Origin of the sequence: Haloferax volcanii DS2, assembly GCF_000025685.1 — an archaeon.
Taxonomy (GTDB): Archaea; Halobacteriota; Halobacteria; order Halobacteriales; family Haloferacaceae; genus Haloferax; species Haloferax volcanii.
In genome coordinates, this window is the sequence record NC_013966.1 from 194,542 (window position 1) to 207,010 (window position 12,469).

Consider the following 12,469-nt stretch of genomic DNA (forward strand, 5'->3'; position numbering starts at 1 on the left):
TACCGCCGAAATCGGGGGCGTGAGGCGCTCAATAATAACAGCCTAGTCGCGTCATCTATCCAGTAATGGGGTCCACATCACACAGCAAAGGACGGTTAAACCGGGCGCTCGGCGAACTCTCGCTGGACGTGCCCTTCGCGCTGGTCATCGTCGTTGCGAGTAGCCTCGTCGCGGCGCTCGGCGTCGTTCCGACCGTCCAAGCCCTCGTCGGGCTCCCCGTACTGCTGTTTCTCCCCGGATACGCGCTGTTGCTCGCGCTGTTCCCCGCCGGGTCGTCGGACGCGCCCACCGAGGGACCGTCGTTCGGTCGGTTCGAGTGGCAGCCCAACCTCAGCCTCACGGAGCGCCTCGCGCTCGCCTTCGGAATGAGCGTCGCGCTGCTGCCGGTCGTCGGGCTGACGCTCCTCTGGACCGGCGTCGGGTTGGACACCGCGCCCGTCCTCCTCGCTCTGGCGGCGGTCATCGTCGTCGGCCTCGCGGTCGGTGAAGCCCGGCGGCAGCGACTCCCCGAAGCAGAGCGGTTCCGCGTTCCGATTCGCCGCTGGTACGCCGACGTGGTTCGGTCGTTCGACCAGCCCTCGCGGGTGGACTCGTTTCTGAACGTCGCGCTCGCTTTCGCGGTCATCGTGGCCGGCGCGAGTCTGGGCTACGCGCTCGTCGCGCCGGGGACGGGCGAGTCGTATTCGAGCCTGTCGCTTCTCACGCAGGACGCCGGGGGCGAGTTCGTCGCCGCCGACTACCCCGAAGCGCTGACGGTCGGCGAGCAGACCTCCCTGTTCGTCTCCGTCGAGAACGTCGAGGGCGAGGCGACGAGCTACACGCTCGTGGCCGAGCTCCAGCGAGTCGAGCGAGCGAACGGCGAGGTGACGGTCGTCGAGCGGCAAGTCCTCGGGTCGCGGACGGAGACCGTCGAAGACGGCGAGACGTGGCGGACCCGCCACAACTTCGCCCCGGCGCTGACCGGCGAGGACCTCCGGCTCACCTACTTCCTGTACGAGGGCGACGCGCCGGCGGAGCCGAGCACCGAGACGGCGTACCGCTCGGCGTACGTCTGGGTCACCGTGACCGAAGAACCGACCGCCGGCGGCGCGGACGACGCGGGCGACGACGCGTAACGCGAGCTCGCCCGCGGCGCGTCGGCCCCGGCGAAGCTGGCGGTCGCTCGGTCGTCGAGTAGAGCATCGAAAAAACCGCGTCGGAATGCGAACGTGGGTGCCTCTGTCGTCTGCGGCGTCACCGCGCGAGCGGCGCGCCGCGCGTAGTTTCTGTGTCCGTGCTGTGCCGTCGTGTCGTTTTCCTGCGTCGCCTCAGCCGTCGTTGTCTTCGAACGTCAGCGCCGCGTCGCCGGCCAGGTTCATCTTCGTGATGTCGCCCGAGAACCGGAAGGCGTCGATACCGTCCGTGACCGACCCCTTCGCCTTGCCGTTGGTGAGGCTGTCGTCGCTCTCCGTCGGCCCGACGAGCGGGTCGTTCAGGATGTCGCCGGAGACCATGAAGTCGTACGTCGTCTCCGTGCCGTCGCCCTCGACGACGAGGGTGTTCGGCAGGGAGAACACGGCGGGGTCGACCCGCGTGCCGTTGACGTAGACCTCGGCCTCGCCTTCGAGGAACGACAGCGACGTAATCGTGCCCGTGAAGGCGTACACGTCCTCGACGCCCTCGGTGGTCACCCAGCCCGTCGCGGAGCTTTCGGACACGTCGTCCCACTGTTCGATGGTGTCGCCCGAGGCTTCGAGCGTACCGCTGACGGTGACCTCGTACTGCGTCTCGGCACCGGTGCCGACGAGGCGCAGTTCGTTCTGACTGTCGGTGGTGTCGTCGGTCGAATCCGTCGACCCGTCCGTGCCCGAGTCGGTCGAACCGTCAGTGCCCGAGTCCGTCACGGCGTCCGTGACGGTACTCTCGGTTACCTGCTCGCCGTCGACGTGAATCTCGGCCTCGCCCTCGACGAAGCCGAAGGCGGTGACGCTTCCAGCGAAGTTGAACGTGTCCTCGACGCCCGCGGTCGTAATCCACCCGCTGGCGGAGGTACCGTCGATGGTGTCCCACGTCTCGATAGTGTCGCCCGAGGCTTCGAGCGCGTCGCTGACGGTGAACTCGTACTGGGTCGGCGTGCCCGTACCGACGAGGCGCAGTTCGTGCGAGAGGTCGGTCGAGTCGGTCGTCGAGTCGTCGGTCGAATCCGTCGACCCGTCCGTGTTCGAATCGGTGGAGTCGTCGGTCGTCGCGCCCGTGACGGTACTCTCGGACACCTGCTCGCCGTTGACGTGAATCTCGGACTCGCCTTCGAGGAACGAAAACGAGTCGATGTCGCCGGAGAACGTGTAGGCGTCCTCGACGCCGTCGGTCGTAATCCAGCCGGTCGCGGTGCCGCTTTCGATGTCGTCCCACTCCTCGATGGTGTCGCCCGACGCCTGGAGCGAGTCCGTCACCGTGAACTCGTACTGGGTCGTCGTGCCCGTGCCGACGAGTCGAATCTCGTTCGGGAGGGGCTCGGCCGTGGAGTCGTCCGTCGTGCTGTCGTCCGTCGTCGACGAGTCGCCGCCGGTGCTCCCGTCGGCGCTCGGGAGCGGACAGGAGTCGCTGCTCGTGATGTTGCTCGTGTCCACGTCGGCCCCGCTGAACACCGTCGCCTGCCCGGAGACGTTGATGTTCGAGTCCAGAATCTCGCAGTTCGTGGCGTCGTTGACGAGGACGCCGTCCACGTCGCCGTTCGGGAAGTGGATACAGCTGTTCTGGACGGTCGAGCCGTTGCGGTCGTTGTCGATGCAGACCGCCGCGCCGGCGGGCTGGGACCGCGTACTCCCCGTGATGGAGACGTTCTCGAGGGTCACGCCCCACGGCTTGTCCGCGGTGTCGGTGTCGACGGAGTCGGCGTGAATCGTCTGGACCGACGTGTCGTTCTGGATGCGGCAGTTGCGCAGGGTGAAGCCGCCGTGGCCGGCCCACGTCGGAGACGAGACGATGCCGCGCGAGGTGGGGCAGGACTTGAAGATGAAGTCGCAGTCCTCGATGAGAACGCCCGCGTACCCGTTGCCGGTGGAGTCGATGCGGAGCCCCTCGGGGCTGTCGAGGCTGTCGCCGTCGTGGGCGTGCTCGTTGAGGTTGTCCGCGTCCATGATGACGGTCGCGCCCTTGATCCACGAGGTCTTTTCGGGGTGGTCGCCCGCGGAGATGCGCATGTTGGTGTTGTCGTTGTTCTTGAACAGGCCGCCCTCGACGCGGAGGACGCCGCGGGTGTGGGTCGCGCGGAACGACGACGACCCGCGCTGTTCGATGTGGCAGTCCACGAGGCGAATTTCGCCGACAGAGCCGCCCTGCACGCGGATGCCCGCGACGCCGTCGGGGTAGCCCGGAAGCTCGGCTCCCTCGCGCATGTAGACGCGGCGGGCGACGTTGACGCCGTCGACGGAGGAACAGTCGTACGCGAGGAGCTGACGGCGAGCGTCGTTGTCGGTGGGGGTGCGGCCGAGCCACTCGACGTCCTCGATGAGCGCGCCGTCGTCATTTATCATCCAGATGTCCGCCGTGGTGGTGGAGTCGTCGGTCTGCTGGATGGAGAAGTTCTTCAGGACGTGGTGGTCCCCGCTCGTGATTTCGAGGAACCGGTACTTCTCGCCGTTGTTGCCCGACGGGAAGACGAACTGCACGTCCTTGTGGGAGCTTCCGGTGCCGACCATCCCGAAGCGGGAGACGTCGTCGTTCCAGTACTGCGTCTCGGTGGCGAGATACTCACCCGGAGGGAATTCGATGAGCGTCCCGCTCTCGTACGCGGAATCGAGTTGGTCGTCTATCGGTTCGTTTCCGTTGGGGTCCATTCCAAGGTCGTCCACCGCGTTGACGACGCGGTCCCATTGGATACCGAAGCGCTCCTCTGGTCCAGACGCAGCCGACGCGACGCCGGCAGAGAGGGCAGTCGATGCGGCCATCGCACCGAGTTTGAGGTAGTTCCGCCTGTTGAGTTGCGATTCGAGGATGGAGTCCGAATCCGCGGCGGATTCGTCGTCGTCTCCATCGGTTAGTCGTACCATATCTCAGGAAAGCCCTCGTTAAGGTGATAATCATTATTGCAGGGTATAATCTGATTGGCTACGATTACTTGCGGGATTGCTTCGGATGGAGGCCAGTTAGTTACCAGTTGTATATCAAAGACACACCTTATATTCTCCCAGATAAGCATCAACTAAATACTAATATCGCGGCGATTTGAGCCCGTGAAACAACCGCTTAATCGGGACAATACGGGGCGAATCGGTAGCCCGTGTCGAGTCCGCTTTGGCCCGTGAAACGTCTCTACTCGTCGGATAATCAATCTATGAACTGGTAATTACGCTCCCACCGAACCTTGCGAGGGCGTTCGTTTCACCGCACCCACATTTTCTGACTGTGTTCTGATAGGTTTGATTCACGTCGAAGCTTCAGCTAGCAATGAGAGTCAGTCGAATCGACCACTCGCCGGGGCGTCAAATCGGCCGAACGCCTCCCTCACTTCGACATCACGGAGACGAGTTCCCGGAGGTTCTGTTTGACCCGCCAGTCGAAGAGCGTCATGAGCGACGCGGCGCTGACGACGTAGGCGACGACACCGATGGCGACGAGGAGCGCGAACTCGACGAGCGGCGACCCGACGCGGTTCTGCGCCGCGAGGACCGCCATCGCCATCGCGCCGCTGGCCGCGACGGGGTACGAAAGCTCCCGGAGGAACCGCCGGTAGGTCGTGTCGAGGGTGCGTTTCATCTCGCGCGCGTAGAGGGGGACCATCGGGAACGCGAGGATGCCCGTGACCGCGAGGGCGGTCCCCTCGATGCCGTAGGCGCTCGTCGCGGGAACGATGGCGACGGCGAGCAGGGCGACCCTGAGGAAGCCGAGTTTGGTCTGTACGTCGGGGCGGCCGACGGCGCGCCAGACGGGGTTGAACGTCGCGAAGAGCGTCCGAAAGAGCCCGTAGGCGACGAGAATCTGCATGGCGAGCACCATCGGCAGCCAGTCCGCACCGAGGAACGCGCCGACGAAGGCGGGCGCGACGAGGTAGATGCCGACCGACATCGGCAGGGCGACGAACGCCGTGAGTCGGAAGGTGCTGAAGAACGCCTCGCGGAGGGCGCGCTGGTCCTCTTGGAGCTTCGAGTACGTCGAGAACATCACGCTGGAGACGACGACGGCGATTTCGGTCGCTGGCGCGTTGGAGATGCGGTAGGCGAGCTGGTAGTAACCGAGCGAGGTCGCGGTCAGGAGCCAGCCGACGACCGCGTCGTCGCCCTGCCCGTAGAGGAACTCGACGATGGACGACCCCGTGACCCACTTCCCGTAGCCGATGAGCTCGGCGGCGTACGCGCGGTTCAGCGCGGGACGCGGGCGGTAGGGGTGCAGGAAGTAGGTCGCGACCGACCGGACGCCCGCGTCCGCGAGGTAGCCGAAGATGAGCGCCCAGACCGTCGGGCTGACCGCGGCGTAGCCGAGCGCGACCACGACGTAGGCGGTCGTGCCGCTGACCCGGTAGGCGAACTCCTTGTGAAACGCGAGGTCCTTCTTGAAGTAGACCATCGCGGGGTTCCGCAGCGCGAGGAAAATCGGGACCAGCGCGATGGCGCGGATGAGGTCCCGCGCCGCGGGTTCGCCGAACAGCGAGGCGAGCGACGGCGCGGCGAGGTAGAGAATCGAACTCATCAGCAGGCCGCGGAGGAGTTCGAGCGTGAACGTCGTGTTCAGGTAGTCGTCCACGTCGTCATCGACACGCTGGATGAGCGCGGCGTCGATGCCGAGGTTCGTCAGGCTCAGAAGCGCCGAGATGGTGAGCAGCGCGATGCCCATCAGCCCGATGGCCTCGGGGCCGAGCAGTCGCGCGAGGACGATGAACATCACGACCTTCAGCACCCGGTCGAGGACGTTCATCGCCGACACCCACATCCCGCTTTTCACCGTCCGCTCTGCGAGGTCGCCGTCGTCGTCGCCGGGGACGAACCGGCGGCGAATCGTCCGGACGACCGAGCGTATCCTATCTCTCATCGAAGGCACCTCTCGGGCCGCCGCTTCGACGACGACCCGGCGTATTCACGAACGGTAACACTCGGCTACACATCGGCTCACGAGGCGATTAATTATTGACTCGCTACTGGACTCCGCGGGGGCCGGGGCTCCCGCGGCCGCGGGAATTAGGCGCTGTTTGACGAGGCGGAGCGACCTGCCGAGCGCCGTGGTGTCCGAACCCGTGCGGCGGGTCAGCGACCGTCGGCCTGCAGGCCGACGGTCGGAAAGGAACAGCGGCGGCACCGGCGGTAGCGGTTCTAATGTCGGCGTGAAAATCGAACCCCGTGCCCCGACGCCCCTACCCGGACACGTAGTAGAGGTCGGCCGCGCCGTTCGACATGACGCGGTTCACGTTCGGTTGGTCCCGGACCGCCGTGAGGTTCGCCTCGGAGTAGCGGAGCTCGCGGTAGGCGATTACCTCGCGGTCGTGGTCGGTCTTCGAGACCATCAGATACCGCGGGCCGTCGTAGTAACTCGGCAGGTCGATGAGCGCCTCGTCCGGCGTCGTGAAGCCGAGCGCCGGCGTGGGGCTGTCGGGGAGCGCATCGACGAAGCGGTCGGGGTTCCCGCGGATGCCCACGTACCGAACGTCCTCGTCCGACATCCCGAAGGCGGTGTCGTACGCCCCCATCTGCTGGGCGGGGACGTGGTTCGACGGCAGGTAGATGTACGGCGACGGGAACATCACCATGAGCGTGAGCCCGATGACGAGCGCCGACGCGACGGGCGCGCCCGTCCTGACCGCCGCCCCGTACTTCGACCAGTACTCCGTCCCCGAGAGCCACTCGAAGGCGTAGAACAGCCCGACGCTCCCGACGACGGTCGCGAGAATCATCGCGAAGCCGACGTGTCGGAAGAAGAAGTTCGTCTCCGAGATGACGCCGAGGAGGTGCGCGAAGAAGTACGGCACCAACACGACGAGGCTGAACGTCAGCGTCCGCAGGACCGACCGGCCCTGAGCCGACAGCCGCGAGAACCGCCCGAACAGGACGCCGAGGAAGACACCGAGAGTCATCAGGGCGTACACCGCGTTCACGAGGAACAGCTTCACGAACACGTCGAAGATACCGCCGCCGACGGCGGTGACGGAGCCGGTGCGCTGGGAGATGGCCGTCCCGGCCTCGGAACTTCCCGAGAGGATGCCGAGCACCCCTTCGACGAACAGGCCGCCGGTCGAAAAGCCGACCGTGTACTGCGTCAGCCAGTAGACGAACGCCGCGGCGAAGACGAGCGTCAGGCCGTACACCGGACGCTGTTCAGCGACGGCGTCCGGGGTCCGCCAGCGCTGGACGAGCTGGATGCCCGCGGCGACGGCGAACAACACGAGATAGTTGACGGCGACTTGCAGATGGTACGACACCAGCGCGACCGTCCCGACCGCGAACAGGACGGAGACGGGCGTGACGTGGCCGCGCCACCGGCTCTCGACGGCGTCGGTCCCGGAGAACTGGTGTTTGAAGAAGAGGTACAGAAGCACCAAGCCGAGGAACGACGCCATCGAGTACGGGAAGAACACGAGCTTGAAGCCGTTGAGGTTCACCGGCAGGAACAACAGCGCCGAGAACACGGCGACGAGGACCGCCCGGCGGTCGGGGACGACGAGCGAGACCAGAAGCGGGACGAACACGAGGTAGACGGCCGAGACGAAAAACACCACCAGCATCATCGCGGTAGTGAGTTCGACGCCGAGGGCGGCGCTGACCATCCCCGCCGAGACGTGGCCGCTCGGGTAGACGATATCCAGCGGCGTCAGCGTCTCGGAGACGAGCGACTTCGCCCAGCCGAGGTGCGTCAGCGAGTCGTTGAACCCGTAGAAGTGGTACGCTCGGACGAGCGGGAGGGCGGAGACCGCGGCTATCGCGAGCGCCGCCAGCGCCACCCCACCGGCAGCGAACCGACTGTTCGGGGCGCGAACGACGACGACCAGCGCGGTCAACACCGCCACCGCCACGCCGACCCAGAACGCCGCCGGCGTCGACTGGTAGATTGAAACTTCGTACGCGCGCGCCGGCGACGCGCGAGCGACGAGGATACCGACGGCTATCGCGAGAAATCCGACGAGGAGGAGCGTTCTCGTGAGCCGCGAATCACGTTGCGTCATCCCGTGAGAGAACGCGAGTCGCGTAGTTTGTTATTGAGCGTGTAATCGACTCAAGCGGCGTTATAGGCGTTCTTCCCGGTGTTTTTCTTCGGGCGTCGCGCGTCGAACGAGCGAACGCCGAGGGTCCGGCCGGCACAGAGGCCCGATGAAGCCGGGCTACCGTTCGGTTCGCCGGCGTTCGACACCGCCACGCGGCCGTATAGGTGCGTGATAACAAAACCCGACGCACGCGGATATCGGGCAACGATGTCACTCACAGCAGTCACGCCGCAGACCGCCGAGCGAACCGAACGCGAGGGCCGTCGATGACTGGCTTCGTCGGCGGCGCGCTCGACGCGGCGACGCTCGACGCCTGCGCGGCCGAACTCCACCACGAAGACTGGTACGAGTCGGCGGCGCGGTCGACCGGCCGCTTCGGCGTCTCGGTGCTCCACCACGGCGCGAGAGACCCCGAGGGCTGTACCGTCTGGGAAGACGGCCCGCGCGTGGGAGCGATATACGGCGCGGTGACGAACCTCGACGAACTCGAACTCGACGTAGACGGGCTGTTCGCCCGACTGTTCGAGGACCCACACGCCCTGCTGCCCGAACTCGACGGCTCGTTCCTCGTCGTCGCCGTCGACGGCGACGCGGAGCGCGTCGTGCTCGCCAGCGACAAACTCGGGACGCGACAGTGTTTCTACGTCGCGGGCGAGCCGTTCGCCTTCGGGACCGAAGTCGGCGCGCTGACGACCCTCCTCGACGACCCGCAGGTCGACGAACGCGCCATCAGCGACCTCCTCATGATTGGGCACGTCTGGGGCGACAAGACGCTCGTGCAGGGCGTGAAGTTCCTCCCCTCGGGGACCGTCCTCGACTACCGGGCCGACGCGGGGCCCGAGCTCGACTCCTACTGGCACCACACGTTCGAACAGAGCCCCGACGACTCCTACCTCGACGACCTCACCGAGGCCTACCGCGAGGTCATCGCCGACATGGCCGACACGATAGACGGCGATATCGGCCTGTGGCTCTCCGGCGGCCTCGACAGTCGCTCGATGGCCGGGGAGCTCAGCCGCTACCACGACCTCACGACCTACACCTACGACTCGAACCCCGCGAACGGGAGCAATCTCGAACTCGCCGCGAAGGTTTCTGCGGTGCTCGGCCTCGAAAACCGGCGCGTGCCGGTCGAGTCCGACGCCCTCGTCGACTCGCTCGACAAATCGGTCCAACTGACCAGCGGGATGGTCGGTCTCTCCACGTTCGTCAACCTCGCGAACGTGTTCAACATCGAGGACATGCCCGACGTGCTCATCGAGGGCTGCGGACAGGGCGGGATGATGGGTGACGGCATCGGCCGGGCCGCCGTCGAGGGGAGCAAGTCACCCGAGGCGGCGCTCTACCGCGCGAAACACCGCATCGACGTGGACGACGCCCGCCGGCTCCTACGGACGGAGTTCGACCCGATGACGACCTACCGCGAGGAGGTTCGCAAGAGCGACCAGCCGGACCTCTTCAGCACCGCGATGGACTGCTACTACCGCAACTACTTCCCGCGGTGCGACTTCGCCAGCAACCCCATCGCCGAGAGCCAGGCCGGCACCCGGGTCCCGTTCAGCGACACCGGGTTTCTCCGGGCCGTGACGCGGATGCCGCTGTCGCACCGCGTCGGCTCGATTCCACTCACCAACGGGAAGATTCCCGCCGGAACGGCCTACCCGAAGGTCGAACTGGTCCGCCGCCTCGACAGCCGACTCGCGGCCATCCCCTACGAACGGACGAAAGTGCCGCCGGCGCGCCCGATGTGGCAACACGCCGCCGGCTTCGTCGTCGGCACCTCCGTCGACCGCATCCGCGAGCGCCTCGTCGGCGACGTCCACACCTACGGCGGCCGCTCCACTATCGGCGACTGGTACCGGACGAACCGCGCGCTCCGCGAGCGCATCGACGACCTGCTCGACTCCGCGTGCGAACGCCCGTACTTCGACGCCGACGAGATTCGCCGCCTCCAGCGCGAGGAGCGCACGGGCGAAGCCGAACACATGAGCGCCATCTCCGGCATCATCACCGGCGAGCTCTGGGTCCGCAAATACATCGACCGCGAAGGCGAACGCGGAACCGCGAGTGTGGCGGAAGCCGAAGACGCACCACAACCGGCCGACTGAGGCCGGTGGGACTCTCGGTTGATTTTTCGCACCGCTGGTCGTGAGGAGAGGAGATTCGTTTCCGTCGACCCTCGGGGGGTACGGGGGAATTGAGGGTCGACGGAAACGTTGATGTGAGTTCGCTATGTACAGCCGTCTACCCCCGTGAATTCGGACGGGTTTCAGACGAACCCTTGTGGGATTGAAGCGCAGGCATCTCGACCGGCGACCTCCCGGAACACTTTGGTTTCAGACGAACCCTTGTGGGATTGAAGCTGCACAAGTCCATCAAAGAAGACGGTTACACGCAACCGTTTCAGACGAACCCTTGTGGGATTGAAGCGTCCTCGACGAAGCCGGGGTCCAATTCGGGAACCGGTTTCAGACGAACCCTTGTGGGATTGAAGCGCGACCGGGCCGAACGAAACCGCGCAGAACATCACGGGTTTCAGACGAACCCTTGTGGGATTGAAGCAGGACACGTCTGCGCTGCGTGCGCCTACTGCATGAGGTTTCAGACGAACCCTTGTGGGATTGAAGCGCGCACGCGTAGGCCCCGAGCACGAACGCGACCGGGGTTTCAGACGAACCCTTGTGGGATTGAAGCTGATTCTCGAAGGAGCCGAGCGCGGCTTCCGTGGAATGTTTCAGACGAACCCTTGTGGGATTGAAGCGTGAAGGTCAAACGCTTCTGGTAGGCAGGCCCGCGGTTTCAGACGAACCCTTGTGGGATTGAAGCAGTCTGCGGTCCCGGCGTTGTGAATGTGAACGACTTGTTTCAGACGAACCCTTGTGGGATTGAAGCGCCGATTGCGATATTTTTCAGAATCGGCGACTGTTGTTTCAGACGAACCCTTGTGGGATTGAAGCGGTGTCCAAATGTCGCCAGAGAATTCCTGTCAAGCTTGTTTCAGACGAACCCTTGTGGGATTGAAGCTGACGCTGTTCGATGTCTTTCAACTCGTTTGTCTCTCGTTTCAGACGAACCCTTGTGGGATTGAAGCGGCCTCCGCGGCGGGCGGTAAAGCCGATTCATCCTGTTTCAGACGAACCCTTGTGGGATTGAAGCGACGGTTCCGTTCTCGTCGTAGATCGTCACGTCCAGTTTCAGACGAACCCTTGTGGGATTGAAGCGCGCGACAGAGCCCGTCGAGATCTCCGAAGGCGAGAGTTTCAGACGAACCCTTGTGGGATTGAAGCTCTCGGCAACAGACCCTGCGTTAGTAATTTGGACACTGTTTCAGACGAACCCTTGTGGGATTGAAGCAGATTGTGGATGAACGTCACGCCAAGCCGACCGGGAGTTTCAGACGAACCCTTGTGGGATTGAAGCGACGAGACGATCGGGCTTCTGGAAGACCAGGAGGAAGGTTTCAGACGAACCCTTGTGGGATTGAAGCTTCAGCGACTACGACCTGATGCGCTCCGATACAGGTTTCAGACGAACCCTTGTGGGATTGAAGCATGATCCGCGTGGTCCGGTTGACGTTCGGCTGCTCTTGTTTCAGACGAACCCTTGTGGGATTGAAGCTATCACCCGTGGGCCGGTGACAACGAGGACCACGAGTTTCAGACGAACCCTTGTGGGATTGAAGCATTTTGCCGGACGCTTCGGGAGTTGATTCATAGTTGTTTCAGACGAACCCTTGTGGGATTGAAGCGTCGCTCGCGGGATCGACATCATCGCGCTCAAGGCGAGTTTCAGACGAACCCTTGTGGGATTGAAGCTAGTCCGCCCCGCACTCAGGGCACGCGTCGTCGTCCGTTTCAGACGAACCCTTGTGGGATTGAAGCTGCGCGTGCAGCTCGTTTGATGAGACGTCACCACCGGTTTCAGACGAACCCTTGTGGGATTGAAGCGAGGGCGGGGGCAACGTCGCGGAGATGCAGGACCTCGTTTCAGACGAACCCTTGTGGGATTGAAGCGAGACGATTGAGTGGGGCGGTGACTCCGCTATGGCAGGTTTCAGACGAACCCTTGTGGGATTGAAGCTATTACAATTGCCAAAAACCACGTTGCTAATAGCTCCGGTTTCAGACGAACCCTTGTGGGATTGAAGCGGGAGTGTATGCGATATCCCTTAAAACCCCCTACTTGTTTCAGACGAACCCTTGTGGGATTGAAGCACTCGTCGCACGTGTTAGTTTTCGGTTCGCTCGTTTGTTTCAGACGAACCCTTGTGGGATTGAAGCGGCGGGCTCGGCAGGAGCTCGA

The 12,469-nt window shown here is 64.3% G+C and carries 5 protein-coding genes and 1 CRISPR repeat array (1 of these 6 cut by a window edge); of the genes, 2 read left to right on the forward strand and 3 right to left on the reverse strand.

What is annotated here, in order from left to right; genetic code table 11:
• The first annotated feature begins 65 nt into the window (after positions 1-65).
• Positions 66-1,115 carry a DUF1616 domain-containing protein gene (locus HVO_RS02730; protein WP_049914838.1) on the forward strand — a complete coding sequence of 350 codons (1,050 nt, stop codon included), beginning with the start codon at positions 66-68 and terminating at the stop codon, positions 1,113-1,115.
• A 192-nt stretch (positions 1,116-1,307) separates the two neighbouring features.
• On the opposite strand, the gene HVO_RS02735 is transcribed toward HVO_RS02730, so the two are convergent.
• From HVO_RS02735 to HVO_RS02745, 3 genes are all read right to left on the reverse strand, one after another.
• On the reverse strand, positions 1,308-4,031 hold the full coding sequence (locus HVO_RS02735) for a hypothetical protein (protein WP_013035083.1): 2,724 nt from the start codon (positions 4,029-4,031) through the stop codon (positions 1,308-1,310).
• A gap of 454 nt (positions 4,032-4,485) precedes the next feature.
• Positions 4,486-6,006 (reverse strand): lipopolysaccharide biosynthesis protein, encoded by a 1,521-nt coding sequence (locus HVO_RS02740; protein ID WP_004043121.1) that lies wholly within the window; start codon positions 6,004-6,006, stop codon positions 4,486-4,488.
• Positions 6,007-6,325: 319 nt separating this feature from the next.
• The gene (locus tag HVO_RS02745; protein ID WP_004043122.1) at positions 6,326-8,128 is read right to left on the reverse strand and encodes a hypothetical protein; all 1,803 of its coding nucleotides are present in this window, start codon (positions 8,126-8,128) and stop codon (positions 6,326-6,328) included.
• A gap of 305 nt (positions 8,129-8,433) precedes the next feature.
• Here HVO_RS02745 and HVO_RS02750 point away from each other — a divergent pair, with 305 nt between their 5' ends.
• A complete protein-coding gene (locus HVO_RS02750; protein WP_004043124.1) occupies positions 8,434-10,275 on the forward strand; it encodes an asparagine synthase-related protein in 1,842 nt (613 codons plus the stop codon).
• A 158-nt stretch (positions 10,276-10,433) separates the two neighbouring features.
• Positions 10,434-12,469: direct repeats of the CRISPR family, unit length 30 nt; unit sequence GTTTCAGACGAACCCTTGTGGGATTGAAGC (it continues 574 nt past the right edge of the window).

Excerpts from the sequence above, each read along its gene's own strand:
- HVO_RS02750 (WP_004043124.1), top strand. The coding sequence starts at position 8,434 with ATGACTGGCTTCGTCGGCGGCGCGCTCGACGCGGCGACGCTCGACGCC.
- HVO_RS02735 (WP_013035083.1), bottom strand. The coding sequence starts at position 4,031 with ATGGTACGACTAACCGATGGAGACGACGACGAATCCGCCGCGGATTCG.
- HVO_RS02745 (WP_004043122.1), bottom strand. The coding sequence starts at position 8,128 with ATGACGCAACGTGATTCGCGGCTCACGAGAACGCTCCTCCTCGTCGGA.
- HVO_RS02730 (WP_049914838.1), top strand. The coding sequence starts at position 66 with ATGGGGTCCACATCACACAGCAAAGGACGGTTAAACCGGGCGCTCGGC.
- HVO_RS02740 (WP_004043121.1), bottom strand. The coding sequence starts at position 6,006 with ATGAGAGATAGGATACGCTCGGTCGTCCGGACGATTCGCCGCCGGTTC.